At 59.8% G+C, this 18,382-nt stretch carries 19 protein-coding genes; all 19 read right to left on the minus strand.

The features are described from left to right. Positions 1-786, minus strand: coding sequence for a flagellar biosynthetic protein FliR (gene fliR / locus BLT55_RS12835; protein WP_042913977.1), 786 nt, complete (start codon positions 784-786; stop codon positions 1-3). 6 nt (positions 787-792) lie between these two features. After that, the gene (locus BLT55_RS12840; RefSeq protein ID WP_007252102.1) at positions 793-1,062 is read right to left on the minus strand and encodes a flagellar biosynthetic protein FliQ; all 270 of its coding nucleotides are present in this window, start codon (positions 1,060-1,062) and stop codon (positions 793-795) included. Between the two features lie 25 nt (positions 1,063-1,087). Next, positions 1,088-1,840, minus strand: coding sequence for a flagellar type III secretion system pore protein FliP (gene fliP, locus BLT55_RS12845; protein ID WP_007252101.1), 753 nt, complete (start codon positions 1,838-1,840; stop codon positions 1,088-1,090). Next, positions 1,840-2,280, minus strand: a complete 441-nt coding sequence (fliO, locus tag BLT55_RS12850; RefSeq protein WP_007252100.1) for a flagellar biosynthetic protein FliO — start codon at positions 2,278-2,280, stop codon at positions 1,840-1,842. The genes fliP and fliO overlap by 1 nt, the downstream gene beginning before the upstream one ends. Then, positions 2,281-2,742, minus strand: coding sequence for a flagellar motor switch protein FliN (gene fliN, locus BLT55_RS12855; RefSeq protein ID WP_007252099.1), 462 nt, complete (start codon positions 2,740-2,742; stop codon positions 2,281-2,283). It lies immediately after the preceding gene. Between the two features lie 60 nt (positions 2,743-2,802). Then, a complete protein-coding gene (fliM, locus tag BLT55_RS12860; protein WP_054080214.1) occupies positions 2,803-3,771 on the minus strand; it encodes a flagellar motor switch protein FliM in 969 nt (322 codons plus the stop codon). A gap of 9 nt (positions 3,772-3,780) precedes the next feature. Next, on the minus strand, positions 3,781-4,281 hold the full coding sequence (fliL, locus tag BLT55_RS12865; RefSeq protein WP_054999000.1) for a flagellar basal body-associated protein FliL: 501 nt from the start codon (positions 4,279-4,281) through the stop codon (positions 3,781-3,783). A 1,329-nt stretch (positions 4,282-5,610) separates the two neighbouring features. Next, a complete protein-coding gene (locus BLT55_RS12880; RefSeq protein WP_055001193.1) occupies positions 5,611-7,023 on the minus strand; it encodes a flagellar hook-length control protein FliK in 1,413 nt (470 codons plus the stop codon). A gap of 90 nt (positions 7,024-7,113) precedes the next feature. Then, positions 7,114-7,470 (minus strand): Hpt domain-containing protein, encoded by a 357-nt coding sequence (locus BLT55_RS12885; protein ID WP_055001194.1) that lies wholly within the window; start codon positions 7,468-7,470, stop codon positions 7,114-7,116. Between the two features lie 97 nt (positions 7,471-7,567). After that, positions 7,568-9,274 carry a fused response regulator/phosphatase gene (locus BLT55_RS12890; RefSeq protein WP_055001195.1) on the minus strand — a complete coding sequence of 569 codons (1,707 nt, stop codon included), beginning with the start codon at positions 9,272-9,274 and terminating at the stop codon, positions 7,568-7,570. Between the two features lie 3 nt (positions 9,275-9,277). Further along, the gene (locus BLT55_RS12895) at positions 9,278-9,580 is read right to left on the minus strand and encodes an STAS domain-containing protein (protein WP_007252093.1); all 303 of its coding nucleotides are present in this window, start codon (positions 9,578-9,580) and stop codon (positions 9,278-9,280) included. An 83-nt stretch (positions 9,581-9,663) separates the two neighbouring features. Continuing rightward, positions 9,664-10,113, minus strand: a complete 450-nt coding sequence (gene fliJ / locus BLT55_RS12900) for a flagellar export protein FliJ (RefSeq protein ID WP_055001196.1) — start codon at positions 10,111-10,113, stop codon at positions 9,664-9,666. 6 nt (positions 10,114-10,119) lie between these two features. After that, positions 10,120-11,478, minus strand: a complete 1,359-nt coding sequence (gene fliI, locus BLT55_RS12905; protein WP_055001197.1) for a flagellar protein export ATPase FliI — start codon at positions 11,476-11,478, stop codon at positions 10,120-10,122. Then, the gene (fliH, locus tag BLT55_RS12910; protein ID WP_055001198.1) at positions 11,468-12,286 is read right to left on the minus strand and encodes a flagellar assembly protein FliH; all 819 of its coding nucleotides are present in this window, start codon (positions 12,284-12,286) and stop codon (positions 11,468-11,470) included. The genes fliI and fliH overlap by 11 nt, the downstream gene beginning before the upstream one ends. Positions 12,287-12,301: 15 nt before the next feature. Further along, positions 12,302-13,318, minus strand: coding sequence for a flagellar motor switch protein FliG (fliG, locus tag BLT55_RS12915; RefSeq protein ID WP_005890098.1), 1,017 nt, complete (start codon positions 13,316-13,318; stop codon positions 12,302-12,304). Continuing rightward, positions 13,311-15,101, minus strand: a complete 1,791-nt coding sequence (gene fliF, locus BLT55_RS12920; RefSeq protein WP_055001199.1) for a flagellar basal-body MS-ring/collar protein FliF — start codon at positions 15,099-15,101, stop codon at positions 13,311-13,313. Before fliF ends, fliG begins: the two co-directional genes overlap by 8 nt. Positions 15,102-15,116: 15 nt before the next feature. Then, the gene (gene fliE / locus BLT55_RS12925; protein WP_007252088.1) at positions 15,117-15,446 is read right to left on the minus strand and encodes a flagellar hook-basal body complex protein FliE; all 330 of its coding nucleotides are present in this window, start codon (positions 15,444-15,446) and stop codon (positions 15,117-15,119) included. A gap of 240 nt (positions 15,447-15,686) precedes the next feature. After that, on the minus strand, positions 15,687-17,093 hold the full coding sequence (locus BLT55_RS12930) for a sigma-54-dependent transcriptional regulator (RefSeq protein ID WP_055001203.1): 1,407 nt from the start codon (positions 17,091-17,093) through the stop codon (positions 15,687-15,689). Beyond that, positions 17,093-18,307, minus strand: a complete 1,215-nt coding sequence (locus BLT55_RS12935; RefSeq protein WP_055001200.1) for a sensor histidine kinase — start codon at positions 18,305-18,307, stop codon at positions 17,093-17,095. The genes BLT55_RS12930 and BLT55_RS12935 overlap by 1 nt, the downstream gene beginning before the upstream one ends. Positions 18,308-18,382: the final 75 nt, after the last annotated feature.

Raw genomic sequence — 18,382 nt, forward strand, 5'->3', positions numbered from 1 at the left:
TCAACGAGCCCTCACCATATCGCGTAACGCCTGCAATGCCTGGCTGGCAATCGGCTGATACTGATTGAGAATGTCACCGATGGTCAGCCACAGGATAACCATGCCCATCACCAGGGTCAGCGGGAAACCGATCGAGAAGATGTTGAGCTGCGGCGCGGCGCGAGTCATAACGCCAAAGGCGATGTTGATGATCAGCAACGCCGTGATCGCAGGCAGCACCAGCCGCAGCCCGGAACTCAACACCCAGCCCAGCCCGTTCGCCAGCTCCCAGAAATTATTGACCAGCAGACCACTGCCGACCGGCATCGTGGTAAAGCTCTCGACAAGAATTTCCAGCACCACCAGATGGCCGTTCATGGACAAGAACAGCAGCGTGACCAGCATGGTGAAGAACTGACCGATTGTCGCGGAAGACACGCCGTTGGTGGGGTCGACCATGGACGCGAAACCCATGCCCATCTGTGTCGAGATGATCTGCCCGGCAATCACGAAGATATGGAAGAACAACTGCAACGACAGCCCCATCCCGGCACCGATGATGATCTGCTCGCCGATCAGCAGCAACGCACTCAGATCCAGCGCCTGGACCGGTGGCATGTTCGGCAACGCCGGTGCGACCACGACGGTGATCGCAACCGCCAGGTACAAACGCACCCGACGTGGCACCAGCGTAGTACCGATGATCGGCATGGTCATCAGCAGCGAAATGATCCGAAAAAGCGGCAACATGAAGGCCGCTACCCAGGTACTGATCTGGGTATCGGTCAGCGCGAGCATCGACTGCATGCGGCGCTAGCCGATCAGCGTCGGAATACTGGTGTACAGCGCCAGCATGTATTCCATGAATATTTTCAGCAGCCACGGGCCGATAGCGATCAAGGTCACCAGCATCACCAGCAGGCGAGGCAGAAAGCTCAATGTCTGTTCGTTGATCTGGGTGGCAGCCTGAAACATCGCCACCAGCAGACCGCACAACAGGCTCGGCACCACGAGAATGGCGACCAGCACGGTGGTCAGCCACAGCGCTTCGCGAAACAGATCGACGGCTACTTCCGGCGTCATCGGACAGACTCCTCAGTGAAACGACTCATACGCCACCAAAACTGCCAGCCAGGGTGCCGACAATCAGCGCCCAGCCATCCACCAGCACAAACAGCATGATCTTGAACGGCAGGGAGATAATCAGCGGCGACAGCATCATCATGCCCATGGCCATCAGCACACTGGCGACCACCAGATCGATGATCAGGAATGGAATGAAGATCATGAAGCCGATCTGAAACGCCGTCTTGAGTTCGGAAATCACGAACGCCGGCACCAGAATAGTCAACGGCGCGGCATCCGGCGTCGGAATATCGGTACGCTTGGACAGGCGCATGAACAGCTCGAGATCACTGGTACGCGTCTGCGCCAGCATGAAATCCTTGATGGGCACCTGCGCTTTGGCAACCGCATCCTGCGCCGTAAGTTTTTCCGCCAGATAAGGCTGCAAGGCGTCCTGATTCACCCGGTCGAAAACCGGCGCCATGATGAACATGGTCAGAAACAGCGCCATGCCGGTCAGGATCTGGTTCGACGGTGTCTGCTGCAAGCCCAGGGCCTGACGCAGAATCGAGAACACAATGATGATCCGAGTGAAGCTGGTCATCAGCATGACGAACGCCGGGATGAAACTCAGCGCCGTCATGATCAGCAGGATTTGCAGGCTGACCGAATACTCCTGCTGACCATCCGCGCCATTGGACAGCGTGATTGCCGGTATCGACAGCGGATCGGCCGCCAGAACAGATGGCGCCACCATGACCAGCAACAGCGGTATCAGGAAACGCAAGGCGCCCATTACTTCTTGTCCTTATCCTTGCCCATCAGCTCCATCAGACGCTGAGCGAATTCAGGCGTCGCCTGTTCACGCACCGGCACACTCACCGGCTCCTTGAGTACATGCAAGGGCGTGATTCGACCCGGCGTAATACCCAGTAATACCTGTTCGTTGCCGATTTGCACCAGCACCAGTCGATCGCGCGGCCCAAGGGCACGCGTGCTCACCAGTTCGATAACCTGACCGTTGTTCGGACCAATACGCTGCACGCGGCGCATCAGCCAGGCCAGCACGAAAATCAGGCCGACCACCAGTATCAGACCGAACAGCAATTGCACTAATTGGCCGCCCATCCCGCCGGACACGGTAGTTGCCACTTGCGCAGGTGCCGCCTGGGCAGCAGGCTCGGCGGCCCAGGCCAACGACGGCAGGGTCAACAGAACACTCAGCCAGCGCTTCATTCAGCGCAGCTTCTTGATGCGTTCGCTCGGGCTGATCACGTCGGTGAGACGGATGCCGAACTTCTCATTGACCACCACCACTTCGCCATGGGCGATGAGCGTGCCATTGACCAGCACGTCCAGCGGCTCGCCGGCCAGACGGTCCAGCTCGATCACCGACCCCTGGTTAAGCTGCAACAGGTTACGAATGTTGATGTCAGTGCTGCCCACTTCCATGGAGATCGACACCGGAATATCCAGAATCACGTCCAGGTTCGGACCATCCAGCGTCACCGGGCCGGTGCTCTTCGGCACGCTGCCGAATTCTTCCATCGCCAGACGGCTGCCCGAATTGCCCGCGTCCGCAGCCAGCAACGCATCAATGTCCGCTTGCCCGCCGTCACCGGCCTCGCCCAGTGCAGCTGCCCATTCATCGGCCAGTGCCTGATCTTCAGCAGACGTCATATCGTTTTCATCAGCCATCAGTTGTCCTCTGTACGCAGTCTTTCAGTTACGCAAAATGTCCGACGCCGACCTGACAGGTCAACGTCGTGCTATGGGTTCGATTACTTGCAGGGCCATCTTGCCCTTGTGCGAGCCAAGCTTGACCTTGAATGAAGGCACGCCGTTGGCACGCATGACCAGCGAGTCGCTCAGTTCGACCGGTATCACATCGCCGGGGCGCATGTGCAGGATGTCGCGCAATGGCAACTGACGCTGGGCAATCGTGGTCGTCAGCGGCACATTGACATCCAGTACGTCTTCCTTGAGCGCATTGACCCAGCGCTCGTCCTGATCGTCGAGGTCCGACTGGAAGCCGGCATCGAGCATTTCGCGGATCGGCTCGATCATCGAATACGGCATGGTCACGTGCAGATCGCCGCCACCGCCATCGAGTTCGATGTGGAACGTCGAGATCACCACCGCCTCGCTCGGGCCGACGATGTTGGCCATGGCCGGGTTCACTTCCGAGTTGATGTACTCGAAGTTGACCTCCATGATCGCCTGCCAGGCTTCTTTGAGGTCGATGAATGCCTGATCCAGCACCATGCGCACGACGCGCAATTCAGTCGGTGTGAACTCACGACCTTCGATCTTTGCGTGACGACCGTCACCACCGAAAAAGTTATCCACCAGTTTGAACACCAGCTTGGCGTCGAGGATGAACAGCGCGGTGCCGCGCAAGGGCTTGATCTTGGCCAGATTGAGGCTGGTCGGCACGTACAGCGAATGCACGTACTCGCCAAACTTCATAACCTGCACACCGCCCACCGCCACATCCGCCGAGCGGCGCAGCAGGTTGAACATACTGATGCGGGTGTAGCGGGCGAATCGTTCGTTGATCATTTCCAGGGTCGGCATGCGACCCCGGACAATCCGGTCCTGGCTGGTCAGGTCATAACTTTTGACGCTGCCCGGCTCGCCGGGGCCGTCGGTCTGGACCATACCATCGTCAACACCATGCAGCAGCGCGTCGATTTCGTCCTGGGAGAGCAGGTCTTGCACAGCCATGTGAAAATCCTACTGCAATACGAAATTAGTGAAGAGCAGCTGTTCGATCACAGTCTTGCCGAGTTCTTTCTGTGCGACTTCCTGGATGCTCGCGGTCGCTTTCTGACGTAGCATTTCCTGGCCGATCGGCGACGCCAACGACTCGAACGGGATGCCTGCGAAGAGCATGACCAGATTATTGCGAATCAGCGGCATGTGTACTTTCAGGGCTTCCATGTCGGCAGCGTTGCGCCCGAGCATGGTGATACTGACTTGCATGTAGCGCTGACGACCATTGGCGTTGAAGTTGACCACGAACGCGGGCGTCATCGGTTCATAGACCGCCACTGGCTTGACGTTGGCTGCCGCTGCGGCCGGGTCTACCTTGCTTTCGCCTTTGTGCATGAGAAACCAGGTCGCTCCCACTGACAGACCCACGGCCAGCAACAGCGCCACGACGGCGATAATGATGAGCTTGAGTTTACCTTTGCCTTTGGGTGCGGGGTCTTTAACGTCTTCGCTCTGCGCCATGCCAATAATCCGTCACTATTCAAGAGTTTCTTTACTACGTGACAGAGGTAGAGCAAGTGTTATGCCAGAGTTGTACGAAATGGGGATGTAGCGGACACAAGTGGTTACGCTCGCGTGCTGTGTGGCTATGCTTTTCGTGACGCTCCGCGTCACACGGAGGTTCTGCGGTGTCAGTAATAATTGTTTACGGCTCAGGTCACCTTTGCGCCCACCGGCGAAGAGCATCAGGCGGAGTATAGATACTTGTGGGAGTGAGCTTGCTCACGAAGACGCTGGTCCAAACACCCTATTCTTGGAGGCTGTACCGAACTCTCCGCATCACACAGCGGTTCTGCGGTGTCAGTGATGCTTGTTTCTGACTCAGGTCACCTTTGCGCCCTTACGGCGCCCCACTTTGAGGGACCAAAGTAGGCAAAGTCCCAGCTCCGTTTCCGGCCCGACTTCGTCGGTTTCCTTCGTCACTTACGTCGCACTCTGCGTCGTCAGCACCATCGTGATCATAAAGCGCTTTGATTATCAACTATCGTGCGACGCTCCGCGTCGCATGCCGTTCTGGACGCTCTGCGTCCTCTTTGTTGCGCTGCGCGTCACACAGCGGTTCTGCCATGTCAGGGGTATTTGTTTAAGACTCAAGGCACCTTTTCGCCCCTCGGCGAGTAACTTTGAAGGATCAAAGTAACCAAAATCCTGGCTCCGTTTCCGGCCCGACTTCGTCGGGTTCCTTCGCCCTGACACTGATCCGGGGGCCGCTGCAACGGGCCATCCATGGCCCGGTGCAGCTTGCTCGGCGTCCTGCCTCGCATCCCCCGGATCAGCGCCAGGACTCAGCCGTCACTTACGTCGCAATCGGCGGCGTCAGTGCCATCGCGATAAAAAAGCGCTTTGACTATCGTGCGACGCTCCGCGTCGCATGCCGTTCTGGACGCTCTGCGTCCGATCTTGAGTGTGCGGTGCAGATCGGGGACGTTCCGCGTCATACAGCGGTTTTGCGATGTCAGTGATGGTTGTTTACGACTCAAGGCACCTTTTCGCCCCTCGGCGAGTGACTTTGAAGGATCAAAGTAACCAAAATCCTGGCTCCGTTTCCGGCCCGACTTCGTCGGGTTCCTTCGCCCTGACACTGATCCGGGGGCCGCTGCAACGGGCCATCCATGGCCCGGTGCAGCTTGCTCGGCGTCCTGCCTCGCATCCCCCGGATCAGCGCCAGGACTCAGCCGTCACTTACGTCGCACTCTGCGTCGTCAGTGCCATCGGGGTTGAAAAGCACATCAAAAGCGGCTTGGTTGCAGTTGACTATCGTGCCGGCGCTCCGCGTCGGCAGGGCTTTTGTCAGGCGTAGTAGTCGATTTCGCTGCTGCCGATCACGCGTGCCGCTGGCTGGCTGACGGGGATGGAGGCGTCGACGCCTGCAATTTCATCGGCGCTGTCGCTGGAGCTCATGCCGTTGCCGCGGCCGCTGCGCTGGGCGCGGCTGGCTTGTTCCTGCGCCTGCTGCTGGGCCTGTTGTTGGGACTGATCGGATACGTTGACGTCTACCTGGCCAAGGCCTTGCTGGACGAAGGATTCGCGCAATCTCGACATCTGGTTTTCCAGCGCATCGCGCACGCCCAGGTGTGCGCTCATGAAGGTTACCTGGGTCTGCTGATCCGGGGCCATGTTGATACGGATGTCCAGACGCCCGAGTTCGGCAGGCTCCAGTTTGATATCGGCAGTTTTGAGGTTCTGGCTCGACAGGTACATCACGCGGTCGACGATGCCTTCGGTCCAGCCGCTTTGATGCATGGCCAGAGGCTGATTCATCAGCGGCGCGGCAGCGGGTGTTGCCGCCACGCGGGCCGGTTGCGCCGCTTGGCTCAATGCGGCGAGTCGATCGGCGAAGTTGTCGACGCGGGTGTCGCCGGCGGCGCTTTTGACATCCTTGAGACCTTCTCCGATCAGACCGCTGAAGGACTTGTCGCTGCTTTCAGTACTGCTGTCATCCGCCGGGAGCTGCTCGCTCAGGGCCGACAGGTTATTGACTAAATTCTGCGTCGGGTCAGCTTCTGCGTTCGACGGCGTCGCTTTGCTGGCGGCCTGAGCATTCTGCGCAGCCAGTTGGGTTTTGGAGGTGGCATTTTCCAGCGCCAATTGCACTGCGTCCAGTCCCGCCAGAGGGTCAGCGTCAGGATTGAAAGCCGCTTCGGCAACCACCGGGGCGGCAGCGGGCGTAACGGCAGTCGGCGTAAGCGTCGCAAGGGCAGGCGAAGCCTTGGTTTCCGTGCTCTGCGGTTTGACTGTCGGCGCAACAGGCGCCTGTACCGTCATCGCTTGCAGGGCAGGATCGAGTGCGGGGTCGATTAGCGCTTGTGCATCTACCAATGCAGGATCGGCAGACGCAGTAGCATCCTCCTGCGCAGCATCCGCGCTGGCAGCGTCTTCGCCACTCGCCGCGGGCTTGGCAGGCAAGCCATTGCCGCTATCGGCAACGGTCGCCTTGTCAGCGGCACTTGCCTGGTCGTTGACCGGCTTATCCTTGCCAGCGGCAACCTTGTCCTTGTCGGACGCAGTCCTGTCCCGGCCGGGTTTGACCGGCACGTCATCGCGTGGCGCGACGGTATCCCGGGCCTGCTTGGCGTAGACATTGGAAAAGCTGGAAGCCCCGTCCTTGCTGCTGTCGGCAGGTTTGACCGAGTTATTCGCCACACCGGACCGTGAGGTCGCAGCAGTGGTGGCCTGAAGAAGGGCGTTAGTGGCAAGGGGCATTTCGGTCTCCGCATAAGCAGCTGGTTATCCTATCACCAGCAAGATGCAGGCCAACTTCGATCACTTGTCCTTCAGGCCCTGAAAGGACAGTTAACTGACGAAGAACTGCCGTTCTGCATTGAACAGCCCGCGGACAGTCAGGTATTCGCTGTCTATCTCGCCAACCAGCTCTGCAAGTCCGGACGGCTTTTGATGGCGAGCCTGCTCTTCAAGCTCTCGGCACAGATCGGAAAGGCGCAATGCGCCCATGTTGCTGCTGCTGCCCTTGAAGCTGTGCGCGTTAAGGCTCAGCTCCTGCAGATCCAGGTCGCAGGCTGCAACCGCCAGGCGCAGCTGCTGCAAGCGCTGCTCGGAATCTTTCAGGAACACGTCCAACAACGTTGGATACTCATCCTCCATGACTTCCTGCAACGCGTTTAACACGCTGTAATCCAGATGAATCGACACTTGCTCGCTCCTTGATCAAGATTTGAGGGTCTGTTCGGGTTCAGGCACGGGCCGCTTCGCCGGTCCGAGATGACACACAAGCAGCCACCGATGCGGATTATGCCACTCCCTCCCATAAAAATTCCACGCAGGCGGTCCTGCCATCAGCGGACCATCGAGCTTCATGGCTCAACTCAGACACCAGTCGCAGACCGCGACCATAAAGATCACCGCTGGCAGGCGTCTGCATTCTGGCCGCTTGCGCATTGAATCCGTTGCCGCTGTCCTCGACACTCAAGGTCAGACGACCCCCCTGACCGACCTGTTCGATCTGCAGGCTCATGCGGATGAAGCCTGCCTCCAGCGCACTCAAACGTTCGGCGCGCTGCTGGTAATAAAGCGCAAAGCCCGGCGCATCATGCTTGAGCGCCGAGTCCAACCCTAACACACCATGTTCCAGAGCATTGCTGTACAGCTCGCCCAACACCATGTGCAACGCGGCCCCCTGATTACGCAGGCCGTGGACTTCGAGCAGCAGTTGCAGCACATAAGGCAGCGGATTGAAGCGTTTGAGGGTCGACGCGCGAAACTCGAAGCTGGCCGACCAGTCCAGCGGGCTTGAAGCGCCGCTGTCCGAGTAGGTCAGGACCGGCATGCTTGCGGGCGGCTCATCCACCGCACTGATTTCCAGCAGGCTGACGTCATCACGCGCCTTGCCGCCAAAATCGTTGAGTGCCTGAAGGATTTCCTGAATCAGCAGCTGAGGCTCGCGATTGGCTGACAGGACCTGACGCAGACGCTGCGCACCGAACAACTCATCGTCACTGTCGCTGGTGTCGAGCACGCCGTCGGACAGCAGAAAAATCCGGTCTCCGGGTGCCAGCGGGTACACCTCGGTACGGGTATCGAAGGCATCGACACTCAATACACCCAGCGGCAGATGGCGCGAGGCCAGCGGCACATGTTCGCCCTGTGTGCCGCGCAGCAGATAACCGTCCGGCAAACCACCGCTCCAGACTTCGACCTGATGCTGCTGGAGGTTGACGCACAGCAACGTCGCGCAACAGAACATGTCGATCGGCAGAATGCGCTTGAGCTTGGCGTTCATCTCCCGAACGATTTCTACAAGGCCGTAGCCCTTGGCAGTCATGCCGTAAAACACTTCAGCCAGCGGCATGGCGCCCACGGCGGCCGGCAAACCATGCCCGGTGAAGTCTCCGAGCAGCACTTGCATGTGCCCGGCCGGGGTGTAAGCCGCCAGCATCAGGTCGCCGTTGAACAGCGCATAGGGCGATTGCAGGTAACGGATGTTGCTCGCGCCGAGGCAGCCGGCATGCGCGACCTGATCGAACACGGCTTTGGCCACACGCTGCTCGTTGAGCAAATAGTCATGGTGTCTGGAAATCTGGTCGCGCTGCTCACGCACCGTCTCGTGCAACACGCGCAGGCGGTTCATCGCATTGATCTTGGCCGCCAGCACCAGAGGGTTGTAAGGCTTGGACATGAAATCGTCGCCGCCTGCATCCAGACAACGCGCCAGCGCTTCGCCTTCGGTGAGCGAGGTCAGAAAGATGATCGGCACCAGCGACTCGCCGGTCATTGCCTTGATATGCCGGGCCGCCTCGAAACCGTCCATACCGGGCATCATTGCGTCCATCAGAATCAGTTGCGGGCGTTCGGACGTGAAGATTGCCACGGCTTCGACGCCATTGGCGGCACTCAGCACCCGATGCCCCTGACGGGCGACAATGGTCGACAGCAGCAGGCGATCGCTGGCGTTGTCATCGACAATCAGAATGCACAGCTTCTTTGCGGACGACTGCACCCGTCAGCTCAACTGAAACAACTTCGAGAAATTGGAGATCGCCAGAATCGTGCGAACATCGGACGTGCAGTTGATCAGCCGTACCACCGCTTTATCGCCACCCGCATGATCGCGCAGCAGCAACAACATGCCGAGCGCGGAGCTGTCCAGATAATGCGTACTGCGCAGGTCGACGACGTAATTCAGATCCTGCGGGTACTCCTCGTAGGCAGCGCGAAAGTCTTGGTGGGCATCAAAATCAAAGCGTCCCTCAATGAAAAGGGTCAGTTGTCGACCATCTGCCGAACGTTCGGAAGTGATTGTCATGGGAACTCCGAGGTGTTTCATCACCGAGACAGTGTGAGCGTAGACCAGACCGAGAGATCGCCAGGACCTCATTCAGTCAAAAGTCAGAATTGTTCATGCCGGGGCAAACGCTGCGATAATTCATCGAGCAGCTTCTGTTCCCGTTTGTCTTCAAGCTTGCGTGCTTCGTCCATGTAGCGCTGCACCAGCTTGCGTAAACCTTCGACCCGCGCGTAGCAATCCTGCCAGGCGGTGCGAGCCCTATCGAGATTGGTCTTGTGCCATTCGAGGCTTTTGTACTGCTGGGCAACCGCGACGTCGAGCTGGCTGAGAAAACGATGATAGCCCAGCAGCCATTGTCCGGAAACCCCGGAACTGCCACGCTGCAGCCATTGCTGCTGATAATCCTGGCGAAACTGGTCCAGCTCCTGCAACTTGCTGTTGGCCAGGTTGACCTGCCCCTGAAAATGCCCGAGTCGTTGGGCTGCCGTGCGCTCGGCAGCTTCAGCCATCTCGACCACAGGCGCCAGACGCGCCGCTCGACTCTGAGCCATGGCCTATCAGCCGCCAGGTGCCGGAGCGAAGATCGACGCCAGCGCTTCGCCACTGCCCTGCATGCTTTCGTTTTCGCGCAACGCCTGACGCTGATAACGCACCAGCACCGGGTGCAGCGCAATGGCCATGTCGGTTTCGCGGTCGCCACCGGCCACATAAGCACCCACGCTGATCAGGTCGCGGGTCTGCTGATAACGCGACCACAGTTGCTTGAAATGCTGAGCCCGGGCCATGTGCTCGGGGCTGACCACGGCAGGCATGACCCGGCTGATGGAGGCTTCGATATCGATGGCCGGGTAATGCCCCTCTTCGGCCAGACGCCGGGATAGCACGATATGGCCGTCGAGCACACCCCGCGCGGAGTCGGCAATCGGGTCCTGCTGATCGTCACCTTCCGACAGCACGGTGTAAAACGCGGTGATCGATCCACCGCCCTTTTCGGCATTGCCGGCGCGCTCGACCAGTTTCGGCAAGCGTGCGAAAACCGACGGCGGATAGCCCTTGGTGGCAGGCGGCTCGCCGATGGCCAAGGCGATTTCCCGCTGGGCCTGGGCGAAACGGGTCAGGGAATCCATCAGCAGCAGGACATTCTTGCCCTTGTCGCGAAAGTATTCGGCGATTCGTGTGCAATACATCGCCGCGCGCAGACGCATCAGCGGTGCATCATCGGCTGGCGAGGCAACCACCACCGAGCGCTTGAGGCCTTCTTCGCCGAGGATGTGTTCGATGAACTCTTTCACCTCACGGCCCCGCTCACCAATCAGACCAACGACGATGATGTCGGCCTCGGTAAAGCGCGTCATCATGCCCAGCAGCACACTCTTGCCCACGCCCGTACCGGCAAACAGACCGAGACGCTGGCCGCGACCGACCGTCAATAAACCGTTGATGCAGCGAATGCCGACATCCAGCGGCTGGCTGATCGGGTCTCGCTTGAGCGGGTTGATGGTCGGGCCGTCCATGGGCACCCAGTCTTCGGCCTTGATCGGCGAGCGACCATCCAGCGGGCGACCGGCGCCATCCAGCACGCGCCCCAGCATGCTCATGCCCATCGGCAGGCGACCGGTATCGGCCAACGGCACAACCCGCGCGCCGGGCGCGATGCCGGCAACGCTGCCCACCGGCATCAGAAACACTTTGCCACCGGAAAACCCCATCACCTCGGCTTCGACTTCGACCGGGTGATGACTGTCATCGTTGATCACCATGCAACGACTGCCCATAGCCGCACGCATGCCCTCTGCTTCAAGCGTCAGGCCGACCATGCGCAGCAAGCGCCCCTCCACCACCGGCTGGGCAGGCAGGCTGATCGATTCGGCGTACGAGCCGAGCCGCTTGCCAAAACTGGTGCGTTCAAGGCGCATCGAGAGTGTCCGCTTCAGATTCTGCAGTGCGGGAGGCGCTGGCTGGCGAGGTCTCCAGATCAACACTCAAATCAGCCGCCGCAGGATGGGTGACCTGCTCGTGCAACTGATCGTGCATCTTCGAGATCGCCAGCGCGATGCGGGTTTCGACGCTGGCATCGATTCGGCTGTGCTCGGTTTCGATCCGGCAACCGCCCGGCAGCAGGTCTTCGTCTTCGACGATTTTCCACACCTTTTCATGACGCTCGCGCATGGCCTTGACCAACAGGAAGTCCTGAGGATTGATGAAAATTCGCAGGTTCTGTGCGCCCATCGGCAGCAGTTTCAGTGCATCGCGCAGCACACTGGCGATCTGCCCGGAATCGGTGACCAGTTCGCGCTGAATCACCTTGCGGGCGATGTGCTCGACCAGATGAATAACGGCCTTTTCGATCTGTGTGTCCTGCTCGGCGATCGGCTCCAGCAGATGCCCCATCAGTTGTTCGAGACTGGCGATTTTCGCCGCAAGTGCAACTTCAGCCTCTTGGCGAACCTTGAGCTGGGTGCTGTGAAAACCCTCTTTTTCACCGGTGGCAAAGCCTTCGTTCCAGGCTTCCTGGCGGATGCTTTCCAGTTCTTCCAGGGTCAGCGGCTGAACTTCGTCCAGCGGCACCTCTTCCATCTCGACCGGTTCATCGACAGGGTCCGGCTCGGGTTCAGGCTCGGGCTCCACATGCGGGTCGAAGCTGGGCAACGCCCAGATATCGAGTGACCCGGCGTCCTTGGCGCGAATGAGGTCGCTGGCCGATTCTTTATTGGAACTGGACATGAGTCGGCTGGATCCTTAGATCATTTCCTCGCCACCTTTGCCACCGAGTACGATCTCGCCGGCCTCGGCCATACGACGCGCAATGGTGAGGATTTCTTTCTGGGCGGTTTCCACATCGCTGACACGCACCGGCCCCTTGGCTTCGAGGTCGTCGCGCAGCAGTTCGGCGGCACGCTTGGACATGTTCTTGAAGATTTTTTCCTTGATCGCCTCGTCCGAGCCTTTGAGCGCCAGCACCAGCACGTCCGAAGACACTTCGCGCAACAGCGCCTGGATGCCGCGGTCGTCCACATCGGAAAGGTTGTTGAAGACAAACATGAGGTCTTCGATCTGCACCGAAAGGTCTTCGTCGACCTCGCGGATCGAGTCCATGAGCGCGCCTTCGATGGAGCTGTCGAGGAAGTTCATGATGTCGGCCGCACGCTTGATACCACCCAGGGTAGTACGCGACGTGTTGGCGTTACCGGAGAACTGCTTCTCGAGAATCTGGTTGAGTTCTTTCAGCGCCGCAGGCTGCACGGTGTTAAGCGACGATACACGCAGAATGATGTCCAGACGAACCTTGTGGTCGAAATGCCCGAGCACTTCGCCAGCCTGGTCGGCATCCAGGTACGCCACCACAATGGCCTGAATCTGCGGGTGTTCGAAACGGATCACGTCAGCAACGGCGCGGGGCTCCATCCACTTGAGGCTGTCCAGGCCGCTGGTATTGCCACCCAGCAGAATCCGGTCGATCAGGCCGTTGGCCTTGTCCTCGCCCAGTGCCTGAGTCAGCATTTTGCGGATGTAACCATCGGAACCGACGCCAAGGCTGGTCTGATCGCCGACGATGTCGACAAACTCGCTCATGACCTCTTCGACCTGCTCACGATGCACGTTGCGCATCTGAGCCATGGCCACGCCTACCTTCTGGACTTCCTTGGGGCCCATGTGCCGGAGCACCTGAGCCGCATCGGTTTCGCCCAGCGAAAGTAACAGTACAGCCGCTTTTTCAACTTTCGAGAGTTTGGCTACCATGGCTCGTTCATTCATCAGTGTTGATCCACTCTTTCACAACCTGAGCCACACGGCCAGGGTCCTCAGCTACCAGGCTCTTGATCGCATTCAGCTGTGCGTCATAGCCTTCGGTCGGGCTTGGCAGCAAGATGCTCTGCGGACCGCCCAGACTTACCCGATCGTTGGACAACTCGCCGTCCAGACCGCCCATGCCACCGAGTTCGGCGTCGCCACCACCGAACGCGGCCAGTTGTTGCTTGCTCTTGCCGTTGGTGATGTTGTTCAGCACCGGACGCAGCACGCCGAACACCAGGATCAGAATGAAGATCACCCCGACAGCCTGTTTGACGATGTCCCAGAACCAGGGTTGCGAGTAGAAAGACGCCTCAGGCAACACTTCGGCACGTTCGCTGGAGAACGGCACGTTGATCACACTGACGCTGTCACCACGGCTGGCATCGAAGCCGACCGCATCCTGCACCAGACGCGTAAAGCGAGCCAGATCCGTGGCGCTCCACGGCGCACGACTGACTTCGCCGTTGGCGGCATTGGTCTTGACCATGTCATCGACCACCACAGCGACCGACAGACGGGTCAGACGCCCCTGCTGCTGCTTGGTGTGGCTGATGGAACGATCTAGCTCAAAGTTCTTGGTCGACTGTACGCGCTTGTCGGCCGGAAACGGTGCCAACGCGGGCTGACCGGTCGCCGGGTCCATGATCTGTTGACCGTTGGCATCGAGTAATGGCTGACCGGCTGCGATTGGACCGGCAGCACCGGCAGCGCCACCGCCGGCAGTTTGCGGAGCGGTCGCCGGACCTGGCGGCTGATTGCTCAGCGCCCCCGGAACGCCGCCCGAGCTCGAACTGCTGGAGCGCTGTTCATTGACCGACTGCTCGCTGCGCAACGCAGGTTGATCAGGGTTGAAGCTTTCGGCGGTCGATTCGACGGCGCTGAAATCGACCACCGCCGAAACTTCGGCCTTATAGCGATCATTGCCCAGGATCGGCTGCAGAATGTTTTGCACGCGCTGAGTCAGCATGCCTTCCATGCGCCGGCTGTAATCGAATTGCTTGCCCGCCATGGTCAGCTCGGAGTTTTCCGCCTGATCGGACAGCAGTGTGCCTTTCTGGTCCACGACCGTGATCTGCGACTTGCTCAATTCAGGAACGCTGGTGGCCACCAGGTTGATGATGGCCAGCACCTGACTGGGCTCCAGCGAGCGACCGGCGTACAGCTCGACCAGCACCGAGGCGCTTGGCTTGCGGTCATCACGGACAAACACCGAGCTTTTCGGAATCGCCAGGTGCACACGCGCACCCTTGACGTTGTTCAGAGCCGAGATGGTACGGGCCAGTTCGCCTTCCAGACCACGACGATAACGCGTGGCTTCCATGAACTGACTGGTCCCCAGACCCTGATCCTTGTCGAGGATTTCAAAACCGATATTGGCGTCGTTCTGTACCACGCCCGCCTGAGCCAGCTGAATGCGCGCACGCTGCACGTCATCGGATTTGACCAGCAGCGCACCGGAATTGGGTTCGACGGTGTAGACGATGTTCGCTGCCGTCAGGGTGTCCATGATCTGTTTGCTGTCCAGACCCGCCAGACTGCCATAAAGCGGACGATAGTCCGGCTGCTGGGACCAGAGCACCACGGCAAAGCCGATGGCCACGCTTGCCGCCAGACCGACCATGAGGCCGACCTGACGCAGCATGGTCATTTCAGAAAGATTTTCCAGAAAAGACAAACCGAACAACGGTTTCTTATCGGAAGCGCCTGCTCGTGCAGGAACAGGATCGGCTGTTGCTTCGGCCATGACTCAGTACGTCCCTTAAACCGGCATCTGCATGATGTCTTGATACGCCTGAACCAGTTTGTTACGAACCTGGGTCAACGCCTGAAAAGACACACTGGCTTTCTGCGACGAAATCATGACGTCGGTCAGATCAATCCCACTCTTGCCCACTTCGAATGCACTGGCCAACTGGCTGGATGCCTGCTGGGTCTGCGCGACCTTGTTGACGGCCTGACCAAGCATGTCGGCAAAGCTGCTGGCTCCGGCTTCCTGCGGACCGGACACGGGTTTGGGGGCAGACATGGCATCCATCTGCATGGCCCGCATATCCAACATCAAGCGATTAAATTCAACACCTTGGCTCATGGACGTTTCTCTCGTAAGGCCCGCAAATTTTTGACACTCATTCAGCGGATACAGAAGACATAGCAACAACGGTGCCAGCTAGATGGCGGCAATTAGCCATACCCGCTACAGATGTCATGTCGCCTGCCATGAAACGGCTCTGGACCGGGCCTGCGGTCCAGTCCGTTTATATTTTCGGGGTTTAGCGGTCAGGCAGAATATCCAGGTTCGCAGACGCTTGTCCGCGCGCCGTCTCGCGGGTCAGGTGGCGAACAGATAGCCTTCCACATCCATCCCGGCGTCGCGCATCTGGGCCAGTTTGTAGCGCAATGTACGCGGGCTGATACCCAACCTTTCGGCAGCCTCTTTGCGCCGCCCGCGCTCGGCGCGCAACGTATCGATGATCATCTGAAACTCCCGTCGCTTCAGATCATCGCCGAGTGCGCCGACGGACTCTGCACCGCCGGAAGGATCCGCGACCGATATGACAGGCAGTGCTGGCACCGCCGTTACCGTTGCCGCAGGCGCCACATTGGCGACCGCGCCGGCAAGGCAGAAATCCTGCGCCTGAATCACCCCGCCCTGCTGCAGAATCAACGCGCGCTGCACGGCGTTGTCCAGCTCGCGCACATTGCCAGGCCAGGCGTAGCTGATCAGACACTGCTGCGCCTCGGTAGATAAACGCACCGGCGCGTGCTTCATTTTATTGACGTGCTTGGCCAGCAAGCGCTCGGCCAGCGGCAGAATATCGGCAGTCCTTTGACGCAAGGCCTGCCAAGCCAGCGGAAACACCGACAGGCGATAAAACAGATCCTCACGAAAGCGCCCCGCCGCCACTTCGCCCGCCAGATCGCGATTGGTGGTGGCCACGACACGTATGTCCAGAATGATCGGTTTGCGCGCGCCAACACGCTCGACCTCGCGCTCCTGCAACACGCGCAGCAGTTTGGCCTGAAGCGCCATGGGCATTTCGGAGATTTCGTCGAGCAGAATCGTGCCGCCTTCAGCCTGCTCGAATTTGCCCGCCTGCGCCGCGATGGCGCCGGTAAACGAGCCCTTCTCATGACCGAACAAGGTGGCTTCGAGCATGTTGTCCGGGATCGCCGCGCAATTGATCGCGATAAACGGTTTATCGGCGCGCGGTGAGTGCTGGTGAATGAATCGCGCCAGCACTTCCTTGCCGGTCCCGGACTCGCCGGAGATCAGCACCGTGGAATCACTTTTTGCCACACGGCTGGCGAGGTTCAGCAACTGGATGCTGGCGGGCTCGACCGCAATTGGCCCATCGCTGTCCGCAGGCCCGAGACGGCCCAGCGCATGCCGGGCGACCAGTGCGATCAGCGCCTTGGGCTCAAAGGGCTTGACTAGATAATCCGCCGCCCCCTGACGCATCGCGTCCACCGCTCGCTCGACAGCACCGTGCGCGGTCATCAGCAACACCGGTAGCTGCGGGTGCCGACTGCGCAGCAGGCTCAACAACTGATGACCGTCCATGCCCGGCATGTTGACGTCACTGATCACCAGACTGAAAGGCTGCGCATCGGCCGCGACCAGCGCTTCTTCGGCAGAACCGACCGCCTGATAGCCGTAACCTGCCAGCTCAAGGGTTTCCCCCAGTGCTTCGCGCAGCGAACGGTCGTCCTCGACCAGCAACACCTTGATCGACATCATTCGTTACCCAGAGGGCTGGCCGCCGGAATCAACGGCAAGCTGACAATCGCACAGGTGCCACGGCCGACCTGCGACAGATAATGCACACCGCCCTGATGCGCTCGCGACACGGCAGTGACAACTGCCAGACCCAGCCCGGTGCCGGTGGTCTTGGTGGTAAAAAAGGGTTCACCGATACGCGCCAGTGCGGCCTTGTCCATACCGCTGCCGTTATCGCTGAAGGCGATGCGCAGCGTATTGCCACGGCTGTAGGCATGAACTTTCAACAGGGTTCGACCGGCGCTGGCCTGGACTGCGTTTTCAATCAGGTTGAGCAACGCGCCGACCAGCGTGTCGCGGTTGCACAGCAGCTCGCCGTCAATGCTGTCGCACTGCCAGCGCACGGCTACGCCTTGCAGATGGGTAGCGGCCGCGTTCTGCAATGCCTGGAACAGCGCGCCCGGCGCCATGCGGTCGGTCAGCGGCAGTTCGCCACGCGCGAACACCAGCATGTCGCGCACCTGGTGCTCAAGCTCGTGCAAACGGTCCTTGAGCCGTCCGGCAAAGCGCTGCTGGGTTTCCACCGGTAATTCCTGCTCGGCCAGATGGCTGGCGTAAATCATGGCCGCCGACAGCGGTGTACGAATCTGATGCGCCAGAGAAGCGACCATCCGCCCCAGCGACGACAGGCGCTCGTGACGGGCCAGCTGTTCTTGCAGACGGCGGGTTTCAGTCAGGTCATTGAGCAGAACCAGTTGCCCAGGCTCGGCGTCCAGCGAACGAGTGGCAATGGACAGCCTGCGCCCGTCCTTCAATGAAACTTCATGCCCGTCGTCTTCACGCGGCGCGAAGCAGCGGTTGATGACATGGCGCCAGCGCATGCCCAGCAGCGGCTGCCCCAGCAGATCGATGGCCGCCGGGTTGGCCTCACGGACCACACCCATGCCGTCGATGACGATCACGCCGCCCGGCAACAGATCGAGCAGATTCTGCAGGCGATTGGCCAGACGCTCTTTTTCCGCCAGTTCCTGCAAGCGCTGAGCGCCGGCATAGGCCAATTCACCCTTGAGCTCGGTGACTCGCGCCTCCAGCACTCCGTAGGAGTCCGTGAGTTGCGCCGACATCTGGTTGAATAGCGAGAACGCCTGTTCAAGCCCCTGACGACTTTCCAGCTCCGGGGAATACGGAGCCTGAACAGCGGGGGCGGAAGTCAGTTGCGCGGCCTGGGACATAGTTCTGCTCTCTTGTGGCGGACCGTCAGTAAACGGTGTGTCACAAGAGACTTAGCAATCCTCGTGCCGAAAAAA

The organism is Pseudomonas cannabina (assembly GCF_900100365.1).
In the GTDB taxonomy this organism is placed as follows: domain Bacteria; phylum Pseudomonadota; class Gammaproteobacteria; order Pseudomonadales; family Pseudomonadaceae; genus Aquipseudomonas; species Aquipseudomonas cannabina.